The following is a 20,845-nucleotide window of genomic DNA, read 5'->3' as shown; positions in this document are numbered from 1 at the left end:
GGCCTGCCTGGCCACGCCCAGGTTAAAACTCTATGCGTGCGCTGTCAAAGCGAGTGCACGCGGTTGCGGCCGCATGCCTTGGCCTGGTAGAGCGCGCGGTCGGCGGCGTTGATCAGGTCGTACACTTCGCCGGCATTGCTGCTGTCGCTGCTGGCGACGCCAATGCTGATGGTGACGATGCGCTCGTCCGTGCGGGCGGCCTGGTGCGGGATGCGCAGGTCGCGCACTTTGCGGCACATGGCGTTGGCCATCATTACGGCTGCGTCGGCCGGCGTGTCGGGCAGGATCACCGCGAACTCTTCGCCGCCGTAGCGCGCGAACAGGTCGGCCGGGCGCTGCTGCATGGTGGAGAGCGCCGAGGCCACGGCCTCCAGGCAGGCATCGCCTTGCTGGTGGCCGTAATGGTCGTTGTAGGCCTTGAAGTAATCGATATCGAGCATCATCAGCGAAAGATCGGTGCCCATGCGCCGCGCGCGGCGTGTTTCGCGGTCGATTGCCATGTCGAAGTGGCGACGGTTGGCAACGCCGGTCAGGTCGTCCAGCAAGGTCTGTGAGCGCAGCGCCACGGCCTGTTCGCGCAACAGGTTTTCGCGCTGTACGGCGGCTGATACGTCGCTGACCTGGATCATGCAATAGCGTTCACTATTGCCCAGGTTGAGCGGCGAGACCGTGATTTGCTGGTGCATGCGCTCGCCTTTTTCGGCGGCAGCCTTGCTGGCGTACAGCGGCAGCGGCCAGCGGTTCAGGGTTTGCGACAGCAAGGAGGGCAGGTTGCTGCGCAGCGCCTGGCTGATGGCGGCCTCCAGCCGCTTGCCGCGCTGTTCTGGGAACAGGTCGAAGAAGTTGCGCTCCAGCGTTTCGGCGCCGAGCACACCGGAGTGGTGGTCCATCCAGCGGTTCCACAGCACCACCCGCTCCCTGGCATCGAGCACCAGCGCACCGACGTCGATGCAATCGATAACGCCCTGCAGCAGCGGCAGGGACTCGACTGAAGATTTCATGGCTGCGCTCCGCCGACCGACCGTTCGAGGAAGTCCGCCACATGCTGCTTCAGGTCGTGCAGCGCCGTCATGTCCATGATGAAGGCCACATCGCCGGCAATCTGCTGGCGCTCGATGACGAATTCGATATGCAGCATCAGCACCGCCGTCTCGCCGCTGCCTGCCAGTGCCATGATCTCTTCGCTGTAGCCCACGTGGTAGTCCGGCAGCGAGCCATGCAGCTCGTGCCCGAGCAGGTTGGCCAGCGAACCGACGCAACTGTTCAGCAGGATATTGCCGATCTCGCTCATCGCCTCCTGTTCCATGGCCGACAGCTCGGCCAGGGGCATGGCCTCGCCGACCATCAGGCGCACGATTTCCTGGCTCTTCTCTTCCGGGAACATGAGGACGGCTTCGGTGTCGAAGGCGCCGCTGTAATGCTGGCTGATGCCGCACAGGCGGCCGTTGCCGGTGCTGCGGCTGGCCAGCAGTTTGGCGGCGGAAGCGCGGGTGAGGAAGCTGATGGCAGGCACCGACATGCTGACCGTTTCGTTGACGATCTCGCTCATGGCAGAGGCAGCCTGGCCCACGCCAATATTGAACAGCTCGACGAGGGCGTCGTGCTCCAGTTCGGTGAGCCGGACCATGGTCAGGCTTCCAACGGCGCAATCAGCTGCGCGATGCGCTCGGCGGTAATTGGTTTTTCCATGAAGCCCACGCCGATCGCTTCGGCCCGCTGGCGGGTCGCGGCCTGGACATTGGCTGTCAGCAGGGAGATGTGGGCGTTGGGCAACATCGCGCGCAGCGCGGCGGCGGCGTCGACGCCATTCATGCCCGGCATGTTCACGTCCAGCAGCACCAGGTCGGGCTGCAATCCCTGGGCCTTGGCAATCGCTTCATCGCCGGTGGCGGCTTCCTCCACCACCCAGTCGGCATGGCGCACCTGGATGTGCTGGCGGGTCAGCATGCGCGACACGCGGCTGTCATCGACGATCAATACGGTACTTGGCTTCATGGCGTTTTTCCCGGCTTAGTTGACAGTTCGGATAAAATAGGCAACCTTTATTGAATCCATTGTAACTATGACGCAAGACAAATTGAAACAGGCTGTTGCTATTTCGGCGATCGAGTACGTGATCGACGGCGAAATCATCGGCGTTGGCACCGGTTCCACTGCGAATTTCTTCATTGATGAACTGGGCAAGATCAAGCACCGCATCAAGGGTGCTGTTGCCTCGTCGGAAGCGACTGCAGCGCGCCTGGCCGGTCACGGCATTGCTGTCTATGATCTTAACGAGGTTTCGGAAATTGCGGTGTACATTGATGGCGCCGATGAGATCAATGCGGCAGGCCACATGATCAAAGGCGGCGGCGCAGCGCTGACCCGCGAAAAGATCGTCGCTTCGGTATCGAAGCAGTTCGTCTGCATCGCAGATGGTTCCAAGCTGGTAGAAACCCTGGGCAAGTTCCCGCTGCCGGTGGAAGTGCTGCCGATGGCCCGCAACGCGGTGATGCGCCAGCTGGCAGCCCTGGGCGGCCAGCCGAAGGTGCGCACCAAGGCCGGTTCCGATGAAATCTTCGTAACTGACAATGGCGGCAATATCATCGACGTGGCCGGCCTGTCGATCACCGACCCGGTTGCGCTGGAAACCCGTATCAACCAGATCGTCGGCGTAGTGGCCGTCGGCCTGTTCGCAGCCCGCGGCGCCAATGTGTGCCTGCTGGGCACCCCCGACGGCGTGCGTACCGTTAAATACTGATTCTTCCCTTTAGAAAGAACCCATGAAACGACTGTTCCTGCTGTTGCTGGCTGCTGGTATGTTGAGTGCTTGTGCTTCCAAAAAACAGGTTGCCCAAGCGCCTGTGAAGCGTAAATCCGTGCTGGAGGCGGAAGCTGCATCCAGGCGCGCCGTGATTGACGGCGTGCCGGTGGAAAAGGTGGAATTCCGCCCGGGGATCTCTTCGGCAACGGTGGAGCGCCTGGCCAATGCGGAAGGCTGCCGCGGCGGTCGCGGGGCAGGGCTGGTGACGGAACGGGGTCCGGTTGAGGTGTATCGGATGACGTGCAGCAATGGCCAAGTCTTCATGGCGCGCTGCGAGCTGCGCCAGTGCAAGCCGATGAGCGCCAATGTAGCGAGCCGCTAAAATTAAATGGGGACGTACCCCATTTAATTAGCAACAAATAAATGGGGTACGTCCCCATTTATTTTATGCGCTGGGCGGTACGTAGCCGGCGGCCTGGTCGGCGCCTTCGCCGAAGAAATGTTTCTCCATTTGCGCGGCCAGGTATTTGCGGGCGCGCACGTCCGCCAGGTTCAGGCGGTTTTCATTGACCAGCATGGTCTGGTGCTTGATCCAGGCGGCCCAGGCTTCCTTCGACACGGATTCATAAATGCGCTTGCCCAGCTCGCCCGGATATGGCGGGAAGTCCAGGCCTTCGGCTTCCTTGTTCAGTTTGATGCAGTGGACGGTACGGGCCATCTTCGGTGCTCCTAAAAAAGTCAATTATAAGGTCTTGATCAAGACTTGCGACTTGCGCTGCCAGTTGTAGAGGCGCTGGCGGTCTTTCGGCAGCGCGTCCACCGTGGCAGGCATGAAGCCGCGCTTGATGAACCAGTGCGCGGTGCGGGTGGTCAGCACGAACAGCTTGCTGATGCCCTGCGCCCGGGCGCGGTTTTCCATGTGCTTGAGGATGCGCTCGCCGTCGCCCTGGGCTTGCACGTCGGGATTGACCGTAAGGCATGCCATTTCAGCCATTTTCTCTTCCGGGAAGACGTACAGCGCGGCGCAGCCGAAGATCACGCCGTCGTGCTCGATGACCGAGAACATCTCGATTTCGCGCTCGATCAGCTCACGGCCGCGCTTGACCAGGGTGCCGTCGGCTTCCAGCGGTTCGATCAGCTTGATGATGCCGCCCACGTCTTCGATGGTGGCCGGGCGCAGCGATTCCAGGTTCTCGTGCGAGATCATGGTGCCCACGCCATCGTGGGTGAACAGTTCCAGCAGGGCCGAACCGTCCATGGCGAACGGCACGATGTGGGCACGCTCGACGCCGTTGTTGCAGGCCTTGATGCAGTGCTTCAGGTAGTAGGCGGTGGCGTCGGGCAGGAAGCCGGCCTGCAGCACGGCTTCGGCCTGGTGCGAGGACAGCTCGCGGATCTCGGTGCCGCCGGCGTCGGTCATCATCTCGGTTTCGGTGATGAATACCAGCTTGTCGGCGTGCAGGGCGATGGCGGCGGTGCAGGCCACGTCTTCCATGGTCAGGTTGAAGGTCTCGCCGGTGGGGGAAAAACCCAGCGGCGACAGCAGCACCACGCCGTCCGACCCCATGATGGAGTGGATGGTTTCGGCGTCGACCTTACGGGTCAGGCCTGTCAGTTCGAAGTCGACGCCGTCGATCACGCCCAGCGGGCGGGCCGTGATGAAGTTGCCGGAAATGATACGGATCGCGGCATGCGACATTGGCGTATTGGGCAAGCCCTGGCTGAAGGCGGCCTCGATATCGAGGCGCAGTTCGCCCGCGGCTTCCTTGGCGCATTCCATGGCGGCCGTGTCGGTGATGCGCACGCCGTTGTGGAAGCGGCCTTCCACGTTGCGCAGGGCGAGCTGCTCGGCGACCTGGGGGCGCGAGCCGTAGACCACCGTGACATTGATGTCCAGCGCGTGCAGCAGGGACAGGTCGTGGGCCAGCACCGAGAGGGCGCCGGCGGCAACCAGTTCACCAGGGAAAGCAACCACGAAGGTCTTGCCGCGGAAGGCATGGACGTAAGGGGCGACGGAGCGCAGCCAGGAGACGAATTGGATAGGGTTTTCCATTATCCGCGCATTATAATGCGCTGCGCGGTTTTCGCGCCCAAACTATGTAAAAAACGATGTCTGAAGCAAGCAAGAACAATCCTCCCCGGCAAGCTGCCGGCCAGCCGGGCCAGCAAGCCCGCCGGGCTCCGGCCAGCCAGGCCGCGCAACCGCGCCAGGGCGGCAAGGAAGGGGCGCGCCCGGTGCCGGCCGATAGCCGTCGCGACACCGCGCGACCACAGCAGCGTGACGCTGCGGCGCAAGGCGCCGGCCGCGGCGACGCTGGAGCGGAACGACGGGGCGAGCGCCGTGCGCGCGAGACGCCGGAACAGCGCGCCGCCCGCGAGGCTGCGCAGGCTTTCCGCAATCCACTGCCGCCGATCACCTTTCCCGAGGACTTGCCAGTCTCGGGCCGCCGCGCGGAAATCGCGCAGGCCTTGACCAAACACCAGGTAGTGATCGTGTCCGGCGAAACCGGTTCCGGCAAGACCACCCAGCTGCCGAAAATCTGCCTGGAACTCGGACGCGGCCAGAAAGGCTTGATCGGCCATACCCAGCCGCGCCGTATCGCGGCCTCGTCGACCGCGAAACGCATTGCAGTGGAACTGGGCTCGCCGCTGGGCGAGCATGTCGGCTACAAGGTGCGCTTCAACGATACCCTGAGCAAAGGCGCCTCGGTCAAGCTGATGACCGACGGGATCCTGCTGGCCGAAACCCAGACCGACCCGCTGCTGAAGGCTTACGACACGATCATCATTGACGAAGCCCACGAGCGCAGCCTGAACATCGACTTCCTGCTTGGCTACCTGAAGCAGATCCTGCCGCGCCGCCCGGACCTGAAGGTGATCATCACCTCCGCCACCATTGACGCCGAACGATTCGCCCGCCACTTCACGCAGGAGGGCAAGCCGCCGGTGCCGGTGATCGAAGTGTCCGGCCGCCTGTACGCGGTCGAAGTGCGCTACCGCCCCGTGGAGCGCGAACAGGTCAGCGTGCCCGGCGCGCAGCAGGGCGCCGACGCCAAGGGCGCCCGCACCGCCGCCGCCCGCGAAAAACGCGACCTGATGGATGCCATCGTCGACGGCGTCGATGAAGTCTGCCGTATCGGCAGCGGCGACGTGCTGGTGTTCCTGCCCGGCGAGCGCGAAATCCGCGACGCCGCGGAAGCCCTGCGCAAGCATCACCCGCCGCATGTGGAAATCCTGCCGCTGTTCGCCCGCCTGTCGGTTGAAGAGCAGGACCGCGTCTTCCGCACTACCAATGCGCGCCGCATCGTGCTGGCCACCAACGTGGCGGAAACCTCGCTGACCGTGCCCGGTATCCGCTACGTGGTGGACGCCGGCCTGGCGCGGGTCAAACGCTACAGTTACCGCAACAAGGTCGAGCAGCTGCAGATAGAAGCGGTGGCGCAATCGGCCGCCAACCAGCGTGCCGGCCGTTGCGGCCGTGTCGCCGACGGCGTCTGTATCCGCCTGTACGACGAGCAGGATTTCCTGCAGCGTCCGAAGTTCACCGATCCGGAAATCCTGCGTTCCTCGCTGGCCTCCGTCATCCTGCGCATGAAGTCGCTGCACCTGACGGACGTGGAGAGCTTCCCGTTCATCGAGCCGCCGCCCGGACGCGCGATCGCAGACGGCTACCAGCTGCTGCAGGAACTGGGCGCAGTCGATGACGATAACCAGTTGACCCCATTGGGCCGCAAGCTTGCCAAGCTGCCGCTCGACCCGCGCGTCGGCCGCATGATCTTAGCCGCGCAGGAGTACCACTGCCTGACCGAAGTGCTGATCGTCGCTGCGGCGCTCTCGGTGCAAGACCCGCGCGACCGCCCGGTGGAGCATCAGCAGGCCGCCGACGAAGCGCACAAGAAGTTCGCCGACGAAAAGTCCGAGTTCCTCAGCTACCTGAAAATCTGGAGGTGGTTCGAGAGCGCGATCGAGCACAAGAAATCGAACCGCCAGCTGATGGACAGCTGCCGCGCGACCTTCCTCAACCAGCTGCGCCTGCGCGAGTGGCGCGACGTGCACTCGCAACTGCTGACGATCGTGAAGGAGCAGGGCTGGCGCACCAATGAACTGCCGGCCACCTACGACCAGCTGCATATGGCGCTGCTCACCGGGCTGCTGGGCAATATCGGTTTCAAGGGCGAGGATGAACCGGGCGGCGCCTATCTCGGTGCGCGCGGCATCAAGTTCCACATCTGGCCCGGTGCGCACCTGTCGAAGAAGCCGGGCAAGTGGATTGTCTCGGCCGAACTAGTGGAGACCACGCGCCTGTACGCGCGCTGCGTGGCCCGCATCGAGCCGGAATGGATTGAAAAGATCGGCGGCCACCTGCTGAAGAAATCCTGGGGTGAGCCGCGCTGGGAGAAGCGTCCGGCGCAAGTTACCGCGTCCGAACGCGCCACGCTGTATGGCCTTGTGGTGTACAGCCAGCGCCGCATCAACTACGGCCAGAAGAACCCGGTCGAAGCGCGCGAGATCTTCATCCGCGACGCGCTGGTCGGCGGCGACTACGACACCCGGGCGCCGTTCTTCGCCCACAACCACAAGCTGGTGCGCGAGATCGAGAACCTCGAGCACAAGTCGCGCCGCCAGGACGTGCTGGTGGACGAGCAGTTGATCGAAGCCTTCTACGACCAGCAGATTCCTGCCGACGTGGTCAACGGCGCCGGTTTCGAGAAATGGTACAAGGATGCCTCGGCCGACAATCCGAAGCTGCTGTACCTGATCCGCGATGACTTGATGCGCCATGAGGCGGCCGGCATCACGACCGACCTGTTCCCGAAAAAGATGATGGCGGCCGGGCTGGAGATGCAGCTTTCCTACCACTTCGAACCGGGCACGCCGCGTGACGGGGTCACGCTCACCGTGCCGCTGTATGCGCTGAACCAGCTCTCGCGCGAACGCTGCGAATGGCTGGTGCCCGGCATGCTGAAGGAGAAGGTGCACCTGCTGCTCAAGACGCTGCCGCAAAAGCAGCGCCGCCACATGGTGCCGCTGCCGGATTACGCGGCCAAGTTCTGCGAGCGCACCGAGTTCGCGCGCGGCGACCTGATTGACGCGATCATTGCCGACATCCGTAAGCAAATCACGATCAGCGTACTGACCTCCGACTTCAAGCCGGAGCAGCTGCCGGCCCATCACTTCATGAATTTCAAGGTGGTGGACGAGCATGGCCGCCAGCTCGACATGGGACGCAACCTGGCCACGCTGCAGGCGGAGTACGGCCTGCAGGCGCGCCAGAGCTTCCAGCGCATGGCCGAAGGCGGCAACGCGCCTGCCTCCGCCGCGCAACTGGCGCAGCTGGCCGGCGGCGGCATCGGCAGCGGCAGCGGCTCCGCCCAGGCCAAGCCGAAGCACGGCGGCATCGCTGCCGACGCCGCGTGCGGCGCAGCCCCGGCCCGAGCCCCTGCCGCTGCGCCGACCGCGCCAGCTGGCGGCGCCGCTCCGCAACACACAAACATCACCACCTGGAGCTTCGGCGAGCTGCCCGAGCTGCTTGAAATCACGCAGGGCAAGCTTAGCCTGATCGGCTTCCCCGCGCTGGTGGATAAAGGCACGCACTGCGACCTGGAAGTGTTCGACGACCCCAATGTTGCCGCCCGCACCCACCGTGTCGGCCTGCGCCGCCTGTTCATGCTGCAGATGCGCGACCAGATCAAGTTCGTCGAGAAATCGATCCCGAACCTGCAGCAGATGGGCATGCAATTCATGTCCATGGGCACGCAGGAGGAACTGCGCGACCAGATCATCGCCAAGGCTATCGACATCGCCTGCCTGCAGGACCCGCTGCCTACCGACGAGGGGAGCTTCATCAAACGCAAGGACGAAGGCAAGTCGCGCATCGTGCTGCTGGTGAATGAAATCGCCCGCCTGGTGTCGCAAGTGCTGACCGAATACCATGGCCTGCCCAAGCGCCTGCAAGGCATCAACCAGCAGGTGGCGCAGGATATGCAGCAGCAATTGCAGGGCCTGGTGCATAAGCGCTTCCTGATCGAGAACGAGTTCTCGCAGCTTTCGCACTTCCCGCGCTACCTGAAGGCGATGAACGTGCGCCTGGAGAAGCTGCGCGCGGACGCGGCGCGCGATGCCAAAGCCATGACCGAATGGAACCAGGCCGCAGCGCCTTTCCAGCGTCTGATGCGCGACAAGTCGGCCGGCAAGAACACCGATCCGAAACTGGTGGAATACCGCTGGATGCTGGAGGAGCTTCGTGTGTCGCTGTTCGCGCAGGAGTTGCGCACGCCGATGCCGGTCTCCGTCAAGCGCCTGATGAAGGTGTGGGAGTCGATGCAGCGTTAAACATGCTGCAAGCGCGGCGCATATTGCGCCGCGCGCAAGGCAAATCAGTAATTGCCCTTGCTGCCGCTTTCGCTGCCGGTGGCGCCGCCGCTATAGCTGCTGCCGCTGGCCGAACCGCTTTGCATGGTGCTGGTGCCGGCCCCCATTACGCTGCCGGTCGAAGTACGCATGCCGGTGGCGCTGGTGCCGTAGAAATTATGGATCTGCGTGCCGAATTCAGGGCTTGCCATGTCTGGCCAGCGGTCCTTGTCGAAGCCTGGCGCGTTCTCCAGTTTTTCCTTGGTGCAGTCAAGGATGAAGCGCTTGTTCACGGTGTCGAGCTGCAATGCCTGCCATGGCACGGCAAACAGCTTGTCGCCCATGCCCAGCACGCCGCCGAAGGACAGCACCGCGTAAGCGATCTGGCCGGTCTGCATGTCGAGCATGATTTCCTTGATGTCGCCAAGGTCTTCTTCCTGGCGGTTATAGACGTCTTCGCCCATCAGCGTGTCAGCGCCCATCAGGCGTGGGCCTGGTCCATCGTTGTCGTCACGGTCGCGATAGATGCCGAATTTGTCGCGGTCTAGGTAGCTCATTCTGCTCTCCTCATTAGTGTGAACGGGTGAGCCCAGAATAGCCTAAGCAGCGGGCGCAAGGCGCGCGCTACGCTAGCGCGGCATAGTCCTACAAAAAGAAGGCGAGGGCAGCAACTGCAGTCGGCGCCAGGGCGCCTGCCAGCAAGCCGAGGGCGCCGATTGATTCATCGCGGAATCCTTTGCGCAGCAGTGCAACGCCGGCCGGATTCGGTGCGTTGGCGATGACGGTCAGGCCGCCGCCGGCAACGGCGCCTGCCACGAGCATGTATTGCGCCTGCGGCGAGATGCCGTCGATCAGCGAGCCGAGGTAGGTGAGGGCGGCGTTGTCGGTGATGGCAGTCAGGCCCAGCGCGCCGAAGAAGAGCGCGAGTGGCTGCAGGCTTTCGACAATTGGTTGCAGCCACCATTGCTGCATGCTGCCCAGTACCACCAGGCCGGCCAGGAAGAAGCCGACCAGCAAGGCTTCCTTCAGGATCAGGGGCGACTGGTGTTGCGGGTAGGCCGTGGTGAAGCCGATGAAGAACAGGAACAGGCCGAGGAACAGCACCGGGTGGTGCGCCAGCAGTACCACGGCTGCCAGGAAGCCCAGATGGATGATGCTGGTGAGCATTGGGGCTGCTGTACGGGCGGTGAGGGCCGCTGCATCGGCTTTGCCCCCATTGCGCAGGTGCGCGCGCAGCAGCCAGGTCAAGGCGCTGGCGTTGACCAGCACGGCCAGTGTGGCTTTCCAGCCGAAGTTGGCGGCCATGAAGGCGCTATCCCATTGCCAGGTTGCAGCGACCATCAGCACCGGTGGCGCGGCGTAAGCGGTCAGTGTGCCGCCGATCGAAACGTTGACGAACAGCACGCCGAGGGCGGCGTACTTTTGCCATTCAGGCACGCCATCGCGGAAGATTTGCGGCGCCAGCATCAGGGCGGCCAGCGTCATTGCGGCTGGCTCGGTGATCAGGGAACCGACCAGCGGCACCAGGGCAAGGCCCATCCACGCCTTCAGCAGCGGGCGGCCGCCGGACAGCGTGTCGACCAGGCGCTGCACGAAATCCAGCACCGGCCGCGAGGCGGCCACCACCATCACCACGAAGACAAACAGCGGTTCGGTGTATTGCTGGGTTTCCGCGTAGGCGATGGCGTTCTGCGGTCCGGCCACGAGGGCCATCACCACCAGCAGCACCATGGCCCAGAAGCCAAACACCACTTCCACCTCGCCCAGCAAGTGCAGCAAGCCGCTGTGGCGCGGGCATTTGTGCGACAGGCGCTCAAACGCTTTTGCGCTGAAGGTGTGAAGCAAGGCAAGGGCAAACAGGATGGCGCCGATCAATTGCATGGCTGGGAAATGTAAGTTGGCAATATTGCCGATTCTATCAGGCGCGGCCTGACTTGCCCGACTGGGAGTGATGCCGTCCTGGATGCCCCAACCCTGAAACAGGTTTCCTCTTCGCGCGCGTAGGATTATACTGTATGCATATACAGCATTTTCCATCATGGCGCTTTTCGACCCCCAACCCCTGCACCCGGCCCTCTGGCTGGCTTCCCAGCTCACCAAGGGCGCCACGTCCTGCGTGGATAGCGGCATTCCCGTTCTCTCCCATCAATTGCCGGGGGGCGGCTGGCCGACGGGCGTCCTGACCGAGTTGCTGCTCCAGCAACCAGGCATAGGCGAGTTGCGTTTATTGAAAGCCAGCCTGGCCAACCTGACGCGCCCGACGGCCTTGCTGCAGCCGCCCTATGCCCCCCAGGCCCTCGGCCTCGACTTGCCTCCACAGCAACTGCTGTGGATCCGCAACACCGGCAAGGCCGCCGACGGCCTGTGGGCGGCCGAGCAAATCCTGCGCAGCGGCAGTTGCGGCGCGGTGCTGCTGTGGCAACAGCACATCCGCAACGAATCGCTGCGCCGCCTGCACCTGGCCGCCCAGTGCGGCGAAACGCTGTTTTTCCTGCTGCGGCCAATTGCTGCCGCCCAGGATTCCTCGCCCGCGCCGTTGCGGCTGGCGCTGCGGCCGGCGTCCGGGGGGATCAATATCGAATTCGTCAAACGCCGCGGACCGCAGCGCGACACGCCGCTGTTCCTCCCATTAACCCCAACCCTGTTGCAACGCCATGCGCCTGTGGATCGGCCTCTACCTGCCCCGGCTACCGCTCGAAGTGTTCTGTCCGAATTGGTCGGATGACCTGTGCAGCGTCGTGCTGGAACAGGAGGGCGTGCTCGCGGTGTCGTACCGCGCCCATATGATGGGCGTGCGTCCCGGCATGCGCCGCAGCGGCGCCCTGATGCTGGCGCCGGAAGCCCAGATGCACGAACGCGCCCCGCAGCAGGAACAGGAAGCCCTGCACGCGGTCGCAATGGCCATGCTGCAATACACGCCCCAGGTGGCGGCAGGCGAGGGCGCCACCCTGCTGCTGGACGTGGGGGCCAGCCTGCGCCTGTTCGGCGGCATCCGGCGCCTGTGCCGCCTGGTGCGGGACAGCCTGCAAAAGCTTGGCTTCAGCGGTGTGCTGGGGGTGGCGCCCACTGCGCGCGGCGCCTGGCTGCTGGCGCGTGCCGGCGGCGGCCGCACGCTCAAATTGGATAGCCTGCTGCGCCGCCTGCATCGCCTGCCGGTAGGCCTGCTGCCGCCGCTGCAGCGCCACCTGCGCTGGCTGGATGGCATCGGCTGCCTGAATATCGGCGACCTGGTACGCCTGCCGCGCCCCGGCCTGCAGCGCCGCTGCGGCATCGAGGTGCTGGACATGCTCGATGCCGCGCAAGGCCTGGCGCCCGAAATGCACGAATGGATCGCGGCGCCGCCCGCCTTCAAGGCCCGGCTGGAATTGTTTGGCCGCATCGAGAATGCCGACCTGTTGCTGGCCGGCGCCTGCCGCCTGCTGCAGCAACTGACCGGCTGGCTGTGCGCCCACCAGTTTGCGGTCTCGCGCATCCGCCTGCTGCTGGAGCATGAGCGCGGCCGCGAAGCGTGTCCGCCGACGCCGGTGGAAGTCATGTTGGCCGAGCCCACCTGGCGCGACGAGCATCTCGTGCGCCTGCTGAAGGAACGCCTGGCCAAGGTGGAGCTGCCGGCGCCGGTGCTCGGGCTGGTGCTGGAAGCGGCCCAGGTCGAGCCGATGGCGCCGCTTAGCGACTCGCTGTTCCCCGATCCCGGCGGCAGCCCGCAAGACCGCCAGCGCCTGTTCGAAGTGTTGGTGGCGCGCCTTGGCGCGGAGAACGTGCTGCAGCCATATCCCAAGGCCGACTACCGCCCCGAAGTGGCCAACCGCTGGGTGCCCCTGCAGGAGAAGGTGCGTCCGGCCGATGTGGCAGCCCAGATGCCGCCGCGCCCGTTGCCGCGCCCCGCCTTCCTGCTGCCCAAGCCGATCCCGCTCCTGATGCGCGACCACCGCCCGTTCTACTGCTCGCCGCTGCGCATGGTGTCGACCGCTGAGCGCATCGAAGCCGGCTGGTGGAGCGAAACGCAAAGCCGCGACTACTTCATCGCCGAGGGCGAGGACAATGCCTACTACTGGGTCTACCGCGAACGCACGCCTGGCACCGAGGAAACGCGCTGGTATCTGCATGGATTGTTCGCCTGAAGTATCATTGATTGAGAAAGGGGGACGTATGACCGCACAACGACTCGAATTCCCTGGCGCTCATGGCCAATTGCTGGCGGCGCGGCTGGACTCTCCTGAGACTGGCGCGCGCGCCTACGCTCTGTTCGCGCATTGCTTCACTTGCGGCAAGGACGTTTTCGCCGCCAGCCGCATCGCGCAGGCGCTGACTGAGCACGGCATTGCCGTGCTGCGCTTCGACTTCACCGGCCTGGGGGCCAGCGAAGGCGACTTTGCCAACACCAATTTCTCATCCAATGTGGCCGACCTGCAGGCGGCCACCGATTTCCTGCGCCGTGAATTCCAGGCGCCGCGCATCCTGATCGGGCATAGCCTCGGCGGTGCGGCGACGCTGGCCTTTGCCGGCACCGTGCCGGAAGCGCAAGCCGTGGTCACCATTGCCGCGCCGAGCGATCCGGTGCACGTGACGCATTTGTTCGGTGACCAGATCGATGCGATCACGGCGCAGGGCGAGGCCATGGTCCAATTGGCCGGGCGGCCGTTCCGCATCAAGCGGCAGTTCCTGGAAGACGTGGCGGAGAACAGCCTGCGCAACAAGATCGCCAATATGCGCAAGGCCTTGCTGGTCATGCACGCGCCGGGCGATACGACAGTCGGCATCAATAACGCGCTGGAAATTTTCACGGCGGCCAAGCATCCAAAGAGCTTTATCTCACTCGATACAGCCGATCACCTGCTGACCGTGCGCGAGGATGCGATGTATGTGGCTGGCCTGATTGCTGCCTGGAGCGGGCGCTATCTCAAGGATTACCAGGCTTCCACGCCATCGCCTTCCTGACGGCGGGGCGCTCGCCGACCAGCGCGAGCCAGCGTTGCACGGCGGGCTTGCCGGACAAGTTCAGTTCCAGGTGCGCAGCGGCGGCCTGCGTCCAGGGGTAACAGGCCATGTCGGCGATCGTGTAGTGTTCGCCGGCCACATAGGTATTGCCGGCCAGCGTACGGTCGAGCACATTTAGCAAGCGGTCCGCCTCGGCGATGAAATGCTCCGTCGGCAGCGCAAGATCTACTTTTGAAAAGAAGCCCAACTGGCCCAGCATGGGGCCAAGGCCGCCGACCTGCCAGTGCAGCCATTGCAGTGTGTGGTAGCGTTCCGGCCCTTCCGGCGCCAGGAAGCGCTCGTACTTTTCGGCCAGGTAAGTCAGGATCGCGCCGCTCTCGAACAGCGCAAGCGAGCCATCCTTCAGCGCGGGGATCTTATTGTTGGGCGAGATGGCCAGGAAGGCGGGAGCGAACTGCTCATGCTCACGCAGGTCGACCGGCACCACCTCATAAGGAAGGTCGAGCTCTTCCAGCAGGATCAGCGGCTTGCGCCCATTGGGGGTGGTCCAGGTGTAGACGGTAAACATGGTGTCCACACTCTAGCGCGGGCAAATGAAAACGGGCGCACCGCAGTGCGCCCGTTGAATGTGACTTACTGTCGCGGCGACAGGATGGCTTCCAGCCGGTCAGGCGTGCCTTCGATGCGTTCCAGGCGCGGATACTTCAAGCCTTCGTAGTACGCCAGCGCGACGGTGCGGTATTGCTGGCCGCGTTTCACCAGCAGTTCGATCGGCTTCCTGCTGGCCTTGGCTTCAGTGATCGCCTTGCGCAACAGCTCGGCCTTGTAGACGCGGCCATTCACCGCCAGCAAGGTGGTGTTGCCGGACAGGCCGGCCTTGAAGCCCACGCCTTCCCACTGGATGCCTTCGATCTTGCCTTCGTTGCCGACGTTAAAACCAAGCGAATAGGTAAAGTCGGCGGACTTGCTGCGCTCTTCGGCGGTCTTCAGGAAGTCGGTCTGCTTTTCGGTGAACACCAGCTGGTAGCCGGCGCGGGTGATGCCATCCATCGGCACCGGGCCCAGCTCCTCGATGCGGGTGCGCAGGAAGCTCGCCCAATCGTGCGGCTGCACATTGTTAAGCACTTTGACGACGTCGTCGAAGGTGTAGTGCAGCGCCTGCACGCGGCCATCCTCCACGCCAAAGAACTTGGCCGCGAAGTCGTCCAGCGAGCGCTTGTCGCCCGACAGCTCGCGGATCTTGGTATCCACGTCCAGCCAGACCAGCATGCCTTCGACGTAGTAGTCTTCGCTGCGCTGGTAGTTCGACCATGGAATCGGACGGCGCGCGTTGATGATCGGATCGTAGGTGGTGTCCTGCACCGAACGCCATTCGCGGCCTTTCTGGATGCCGTAGCGCGCGGCGCTGGAGGCAATGATGTCCTTGATGCTGGCGCCCTTCATCAGGCCGGAACGCGCGGCCAGCACTTCGCCGTAGTAGGTGGTCTGGCCTTCGTACACCCACAGCAGATCGTTCTGCAGCGGCTGGTTGAAGTTCAGCACGTCCTGGCCTTTCGGGCGGCGGAACTTGCCGTTCCAGGAGTGGGTGAATTCATGCGGCAGCAGGCCGCGGTCGGATTCTGTCTTGTTCCAGTCGGTGAAATAGTCGGGCTTCAAGGCGTTTTCGCTGGACTGGTGGTGCTCGCGGCCGACGCGGCCGAATTCATCGCTCAGCGCGAACAGGAAATCGTAATGCTTGTAATGCTGGGAGCCGAACACCTTGTAGGTTTGCTTGACCAGGTTGCGGTGCAGTTCGATGTGTTCAGGCTTGGCTTCCAACGCTTCCGCAGTGTCGGCCACCACGTTCAGGTGCACCGGCACCTTGCCGCCTGGGTCGAGGTCGAAGCGCTTGAAGTGGCGGCCGGCGAACAGCGGCGAGTCGACGAAGGTTTCCACGTCGGTGGTCTTGAAGGTCACCACGTCGCCTTTGCGCTCAGCTTCTTCCAGCGCGGAGCCGTACTGCCAGCCGGCCGGCAAGGTCAGCGTGGTCTGGATCGGGATGCGGCGGGTGGCGTAGCCGGCCGGGTACATGGTCAGCGATTGCCACTGGATGCCCAGCATGTCGGGCGTGATCGAGGTGCGGCCTTGCGCAGCCTCGGTCGGGGCCAGGTGCTGGTATTCCACGTCGATCGCCTTGGCGCCGGCCGGCACTTCGAGGTGGAAGGCATACACGTTCACATTGTCGCGGCGCCAGGCCAGGGTCTTGCCGTTGGCGGAGACCTTCAGGCCGGCAAACTGGTTCAGTGCACCGGTCGGGCCATGCTGCGCCGTGACCCACTGCGGGAACAGCAGCGTCATCTTGCCCGGCCTGGCGGGAATGGTCTGCTGGATGCGGTAGATATTCCGGGCGGTATCCGACGCATCGACCTTCATCACGATGGTGCCGGGGTAAGGCTGGTCGGCCGGGGCAGGGATGGCTTGGCCGGCCTGGGCGCTGCAGGCGGCGCCCAGCAGCAGGGCGATGGCGGTATTGGTGAACAGTTTCATTTATTTCAACAGGGAAAGTACGACGGGCGAGTTTAGCACGCAGGGTCAGCGAAATTGTTTCGGAACGTAACGCAAAAAAGGCCCTTGAAATCCTATTTGCGGCACTTATATCGGATGCAGCGGTTGCCCAGCCGGGGACCGCCGGACCTTATATCGCTTAAATTGAAAGGATATGAAAATGCGTACTTTTGACCTGACCCCACTGTATCGTTCCGCTATCGGTTTCGACCGCCTGGCCCAGATGCTGAATGATTCGCATCGCGGCGACCAGCCCAGCTACCCGCCGTACAACATCGAACTGGTGACCGAAGACCAGTACCGTATCGTGATGGCGCTGGCCGGCTTTGACCGTAGCGAAATCGACATCACCTCCGAGCGCGATTCCCTGGTGGTGATTGGCCGCAAGCAGAAAGACGGCCAGGAAAAGACATTCCTGCACCGCGGCATCGCCTTCCGCGACTTCGAACAGCGCTTCCAGCTCGCCAACCATGTGAAGGTGACTGGCGCTTCCTTCGACAACGGCATGCTGACCATCGAACTGGTGCGCGAAGTGCCCGAGGCATTGAAGCCGCGCAAGATCGCGATTGACGGCGTGGTCAACCACACTGCCCTGGAGCAGAAAGCTGCCGCCTAAGCGCGCGTAGCCCCTCGAAAAAGGCCGGTTTTCCGGCCTTTTTGCATTAAGACGCGTCTAAGTTTGATGCCGCATATTAGAGCCGTTGAGAAAGCAATCTTCATCAGGAGTTTAATCATGCGCAACGCCACCACCATGTTCCTCGCCCTGGCCAGCGCCGGTGTTATCGGTGCCGGTGCAGCCATCGCTGTCCAGCAGAGCCAGGCCTTCGCATCGCCGCCAGCAGTCGTTACCGCCACCGCCCCGGCCAACGCCGCCCAGGGCGCACCGGCGCCGGTGCCAGCGCCGATGATTTCCCTGCCTGACTTCAGCGTGATCGCGACGCGCAATGGCCCGGCCGTGGTGAACATCAGCACTACCGGCACCACCAAGGCCCAGTTCCGCGGTGACGACGACGCTGAAAACGATCCGTTCTACGAATTTTTCCGCCGCTTCCAGATGCCTGGCCAGCGCGGCCGCGGCAGCGCGCCGGCGCCTTCGCACGGCGTCGGTTCCGGCTTCATCGTCAGCGCCGACGGCATCATCCTGACCAACGCCCACGTGGTGCGCGACGCCAGCGAGGTGACGGTCAAGCTGACCGACCGCCGCGAATTCCGCGCCAAGGTGCTGGGCTCCGACCCGAAGACCGACGTGGCCGTATTGAAGATCGAGGCCAAGAACCTGCCCGTGGTGCCGCTGGGCCGCTCGACCGACGTGAAAGTGGGCGAGTGGGTGCTGGCGATCGGCTCCCCGTTCGGCCTGGAAAACACCGTGACTGCCGGCGTGGTGAGCGCCAAGGGGCGCTCCCTGCCAGACGACTCCAACGTGCCCTTCATCCAGACCGACGTGGCAATCAATCCCGGCAACTCGGGGGGGCCGCTGTTCAACACCAAGGGCGAGGTGATCGGCATCAACTCGCAGATCTACAGCCAGAGCGGCGGCTACCAGGGCCTGTCGTTCTCGATCCCGATCGACGTGGCGACCCGTGTGCGCGACCAGGTCATCAAGACCGGCAAGGTGGTGCATGCCCGCCTGGGCGTGATGGTGCAGGAAGTGAACCAGGGCTTTGCCGACTCCTTCGACCTGGAGTCGCCGGAAGGCGCGCTGGTGTCGAACGTGGAGCGCGGCGGCCCGGCTGACAAGCTCGGCCTGAAGGCGGGCGACGTGATCCGCAAGATGAACGGCCAGAAGATCGTTGCCTCCGGCGATTTGCCGGCCATGGTGGGCTTGGCTATGCCGGGTGATAAAGTAGCGCTTGAGGTATGGCGCCAGGGTAAAACCATCACGCTGGAAGGCAAGCTGGGTAACGCCTCCGAGCGCAATGTGGCCGCGCTGCAGAACGATGAAGCGGCCGCCAAGCTGCGCCTCGGCTTGTCGCTGCGCCAGCTCGACCCGCTGGAACGCCGTGAATCGGGCCTGGCATCGGGCTTGCTGATCGAGGATGCCGGCGGCGCGGCCGCCAGCGCCGGCGTGCAGCCGGGCGACGTGCTGTTGTCGGTGAACGGCCGTCCTGTCACGTCCGTGAACGATGTGCGCGACCTCGTGGCAAAATCGAGTAAATCCGTAGCGCTGCTGATCCAGCGCGGCGAGGATCGCATCTTTATCCCGGTGCGCCTCGGCTAACAAAACAAGAAAGGTAGTAAGAAATGCGCCTCCTGCTGGTAGAAGACGACACGATGATCGGCGAGGTAGTGCTCGACCTGCTCCGGGCCGAGCACTACGCGGTCGACTGGGTCAAGGATGGCGCCATGGCCGACACGGCCCTGCAGACCCAGACTTACGATCTGGTGCTGCTGGATTTGGGCCTGCCCAAGAAAGACGGCCTGGAAGTGCTGCGCTCGATGCGCGCGCGCAAGGAGCTGACGCCGGTACTGGTGGCCACCGCGCGCGATGCGGTGGAGCAGCGCATTGCCGGCCTGGATGCCGGCGCCGACGACTATGTGCTCAAGCCCTACGACCTGGACGAGCTGCTGGCCCGCATCCGCGCCTTGCTGCGCCGCGCCGCCGGCCGCGCCGAGCCGGTGTTCGAGCACAAGGGCGTGTCGATCAACCCGCAGACGCGCGAGGTGATTGCCAACGGCCAGCCGGTCAGCCTGTCGGCCCGCGAGTGGGCGGTGCTGGAAGCGCTGATCGCACGCCCCGGCATCGTGCTGTCGCGCGCCCAGCTGGAAGAAAAGCTGTACAGCTGGAAAGACGAAGTCAATTCCAATGCGGTTGAAGTGTATATCCACGGCTTGCGCAAGAAGCTCGGGTCGGAACTGATCCAGAACGTGCGCGGCCTCGGCTACATGGTGCCCAAGGCATGATGATGGCGGTCCCCAAGGTCAACGTCACGCACTCGCTGCGTGGGCGCCTGCTATGGTTCTTGCTGGCGGCGATCACCATGGCCGCCGTGGCGCAGGCCATGATCGCGTACAGCTCGGCGCTGAACGACGCCGACCAGATCTTCGACTACCACATGCAGCAGATGGCCATGTCGCTGCGCTCCAATGCGCCGATGGCCGCCACCGGCAACCGCGACCCCAATGACCCCGGCAACGATGAAATGGTGGTACAGGTGTGGACGCCGGACGGCATCCAGGTGTTCCGCTCCCTGTCGCGTGCCGAGCTGCCGCAGCGCGCGGTGCTGGGCTTCTCCAATGTGCGCGCCAACGGCACCACTTACCGCGTGTTCTCGGCGCAGACCGCCACCCAGACCATCCAGATCGCCCAGGACCTGTCCGTGCGCAAGCGCATGGCGGGCACGCTGGCCTTGCGCACTGTCGGGCCCATCGCACTGATGGCGCCGGTGCTGATGCTGGTGGTGTGGTGGGTGGTATCCGGCTCGCTGGCACCGGTGGCGCGCGTGCAGCGGCAACTGGCGTCGCGCAAGGCCGACGATTTGTCGGAAGTGTCCGATGCCGACCTGCCGGACGAGGTTCGGCCGCTGGTGCAGGAACTGAACCTGCTGTTCTCGCGCGTGGAGACGGCCTTCGAGGCGCAGCAGAACTTTGTGGCCGACGCCGCCCACGAGCTGCGCACGCCGCTGGCGGCGCTCAAGCTGCAGATCCTCAGCCTGTCGCGCGCCGATTGCAGCGAAGCACGCGACGTGGCGATTGGCCGTCTCTCGGCGGGCGTTGAGCGCGCCTCGCGCCTGGTCGAACAATTGCTGGTGCTGGCGCGCACCGAAGCGGCGGACTCTAGGCTGGAACCGGTCAGCCTGACCGACCTGGCCAAGCGCGCGGTAGGCGACATGGCTGGCGCCGCGCAGGCGCGTAATATCGACCTTGGCCTGGAGCAGGCCGAGGAGGCGCAGGTGCAGGGCCAGGGCGACGCCCTGGTTATCCTGCTGCGCAACCTGGTAGACAATGCGGTCAAGTACACGCCGGCCGGCGGCACCGTCGACGTGTCGGTGCTGGGCGCTGATGCAGCGGGCGGTCGCGGCGCGCGGCTGGTGGTGGAGGACAGCGGCCCCGGCATCGCACCGGAAGAGCGCGAACGCGTATTCCACCGCTTCTACCGCGTGCCGGGCAGCGAAGCGCAGGGCAGCGGGCTTGGCCTGGCCATCATCCGCGCCATCGCCGAACGGCACGGCGCCAGGCTGGCGCTGGACGCCTCGCAGCGCCTTGGCGGCCTGAAAGTGACGGTGGAGTTTGCCCCGCGCTAGAATGTCGTTTTTGACAATCGGAGCAGGG

Annotated in this window: 19 protein-coding genes; 10 read left to right on the top strand and 9 right to left on the bottom strand. The window is 64.2% G+C overall.

Translation table 11 applies throughout. The features are described 5' to 3' along the window. Positions 1–44 precede the first annotated feature (44 nt). The 3 genes from ACWBU6_RS23240 to ACWBU6_RS23230 are packed head-to-tail and all read right to left on the bottom strand — an operon-like array spanning position 45 to position 1,995. Positions 45–1,001, bottom strand: a complete 957-nt coding sequence (locus ACWBU6_RS23240) for a diguanylate cyclase domain-containing protein (RefSeq protein ID WP_452645710.1) — start codon at positions 999–1,001, stop codon at positions 45–47. Continuing rightward, positions 998–1,627: a chemotaxis protein CheC gene (locus ACWBU6_RS23235; RefSeq protein WP_452645709.1), complete on the bottom strand. Its 630-nt coding sequence runs from the start codon at positions 1,625–1,627 to the stop codon at positions 998–1,000. The genes ACWBU6_RS23240 and ACWBU6_RS23235 overlap by 4 nt, the downstream gene beginning before the upstream one ends. Positions 1,628–1,629: 2 nt before the next feature. Continuing rightward, on the bottom strand, positions 1,630–1,995 hold the full coding sequence (locus tag ACWBU6_RS23230; RefSeq protein ID WP_452645708.1) for a response regulator: 366 nt from the start codon (positions 1,993–1,995) through the stop codon (positions 1,630–1,632). A gap of 67 nt (positions 1,996–2,062) precedes the next feature. On the opposite strand from ACWBU6_RS23230, the gene rpiA reads away from it, so the two are divergent. Both rpiA and ACWBU6_RS23220 read left to right on the top strand, forming a co-directional pair. Next, a complete protein-coding gene (gene rpiA / locus ACWBU6_RS23225) occupies positions 2,063–2,740 on the top strand; it encodes a ribose-5-phosphate isomerase RpiA (RefSeq protein ID WP_452645707.1) in 678 nt (225 codons plus the stop codon). A gap of 22 nt (positions 2,741–2,762) precedes the next feature. Then, a complete protein-coding gene (locus ACWBU6_RS23220; RefSeq protein ID WP_452645706.1) occupies positions 2,763–3,125 on the top strand; it encodes a hypothetical protein in 363 nt (120 codons plus the stop codon). Positions 3,126–3,188: 63 nt separating this feature from the next. Here the strand turns inward: ACWBU6_RS23220 and ACWBU6_RS23215 are convergent, their stop codons facing one another. Together ACWBU6_RS23215 and argA are read right to left on the bottom strand one after the other, a co-directional pair. Further along, on the bottom strand, positions 3,189–3,461 hold the full coding sequence (locus ACWBU6_RS23215; protein WP_057261247.1) for an oxidative damage protection protein: 273 nt from the start codon (positions 3,459–3,461) through the stop codon (positions 3,189–3,191). A 24-nt stretch (positions 3,462–3,485) separates the two neighbouring features. Further along, entirely contained in the window at positions 3,486–4,796 is a 1,311-nt protein-coding gene (gene argA, locus ACWBU6_RS23210) for an amino-acid N-acetyltransferase (protein WP_452645705.1), read from the bottom strand. Positions 4,797–4,852: 56 nt separating this feature from the next. Between argA and hrpA the strand changes: the two genes are divergently transcribed. After that, positions 4,853–9,076, top strand: coding sequence for an ATP-dependent RNA helicase HrpA (gene hrpA, locus ACWBU6_RS23205; protein WP_452645704.1), 4,224 nt, complete (start codon positions 4,853–4,855; stop codon positions 9,074–9,076). 44 nt (positions 9,077–9,120) lie between these two features. Here hrpA and ACWBU6_RS23200 read toward each other — a convergent pair whose 3' ends face one another. Further along, positions 9,121–9,651, bottom strand: coding sequence for a PRC-barrel domain-containing protein (locus ACWBU6_RS23200; protein ID WP_452645703.1), 531 nt, complete (start codon positions 9,649–9,651; stop codon positions 9,121–9,123). Positions 9,652–9,739: 88 nt separating this feature from the next. After that, positions 9,740–10,975 carry a putative Na+/H+ antiporter gene (locus ACWBU6_RS23195; protein WP_452645702.1) on the bottom strand — a complete coding sequence of 412 codons (1,236 nt, stop codon included), beginning with the start codon at positions 10,973–10,975 and terminating at the stop codon, positions 9,740–9,742. A 157-nt stretch (positions 10,976–11,132) separates the two neighbouring features. Here ACWBU6_RS23195 and imuA point away from each other — a divergent pair, with 157 nt between their 5' ends. The 3 genes from imuA to ACWBU6_RS23180 are packed head-to-tail and all read left to right on the top strand — an operon-like array spanning position 11,133 to position 14,032. Further along, entirely contained in the window at positions 11,133–11,819 is a 687-nt protein-coding gene (gene imuA / locus ACWBU6_RS23190; protein ID WP_452645701.1) for a translesion DNA synthesis-associated protein ImuA, read from the top strand. Next, positions 11,749–13,215 carry a Y-family DNA polymerase gene (locus ACWBU6_RS23185; protein ID WP_452645700.1) on the top strand — a complete coding sequence of 489 codons (1,467 nt, stop codon included), beginning with the start codon at positions 11,749–11,751 and terminating at the stop codon, positions 13,213–13,215. Before imuA ends, ACWBU6_RS23185 begins: the two co-directional genes overlap by 71 nt. A 28-nt stretch (positions 13,216–13,243) precedes the next feature. Further along, on the top strand, positions 13,244–14,032 hold the full coding sequence (locus ACWBU6_RS23180) for an alpha/beta hydrolase family protein (RefSeq protein WP_452645699.1): 789 nt from the start codon (positions 13,244–13,246) through the stop codon (positions 14,030–14,032). Here the strand turns inward: ACWBU6_RS23180 and ACWBU6_RS23175 are convergent. Together ACWBU6_RS23175 and ACWBU6_RS23170 are read right to left on the bottom strand one after the other, a co-directional pair. Next, positions 13,995–14,600, bottom strand: a complete 606-nt coding sequence (locus ACWBU6_RS23175; RefSeq protein WP_452645698.1) for a glutathione S-transferase family protein — start codon at positions 14,598–14,600, stop codon at positions 13,995–13,997. The genes ACWBU6_RS23180 and ACWBU6_RS23175 overlap by 38 nt on opposite strands. Before the next feature lie 65 nt (positions 14,601–14,665). Further along, the gene (locus tag ACWBU6_RS23170) at positions 14,666–16,558 is read right to left on the bottom strand and encodes a M61 family metallopeptidase (protein ID WP_452645697.1); all 1,893 of its coding nucleotides are present in this window, start codon (positions 16,556–16,558) and stop codon (positions 14,666–14,668) included. 178 nt (positions 16,559–16,736) lie between these two features. Between ACWBU6_RS23170 and ACWBU6_RS23165 the strand changes: the two genes are divergently transcribed. From ACWBU6_RS23165 to ACWBU6_RS23150, 4 genes are all read left to right on the top strand, one after another. Continuing rightward, a complete protein-coding gene (locus ACWBU6_RS23165; RefSeq protein WP_452645696.1) occupies positions 16,737–17,192 on the top strand; it encodes an Hsp20 family protein in 456 nt (151 codons plus the stop codon). 117 nt (positions 17,193–17,309) lie between these two features. Beyond that, positions 17,310–18,794 (top strand): DegQ family serine endoprotease, encoded by a 1,485-nt coding sequence (locus tag ACWBU6_RS23160; RefSeq protein WP_452645695.1) that lies wholly within the window; start codon positions 17,310–17,312, stop codon positions 18,792–18,794. A 23-nt stretch (positions 18,795–18,817) separates the two neighbouring features. Further along, a complete protein-coding gene (locus ACWBU6_RS23155) occupies positions 18,818–19,477 on the top strand; it encodes a response regulator (protein WP_057261227.1) in 660 nt (219 codons plus the stop codon). Continuing rightward, positions 19,477–20,817, top strand: coding sequence for an ATP-binding protein (locus ACWBU6_RS23150; protein WP_452649609.1), 1,341 nt, complete (start codon positions 19,477–19,479; stop codon positions 20,815–20,817). The genes ACWBU6_RS23155 and ACWBU6_RS23150 overlap by 1 nt, the downstream gene beginning before the upstream one ends. Positions 20,818–20,845 lie beyond the last annotated feature (28 nt).

This window comes from Pseudoduganella sp. HUAS MS19, from assembly GCF_053615455.1.
Note: the sequence above shows the minus strand (reverse complement) of the source record. Positions and strands in the feature narration are given on the sequence as shown.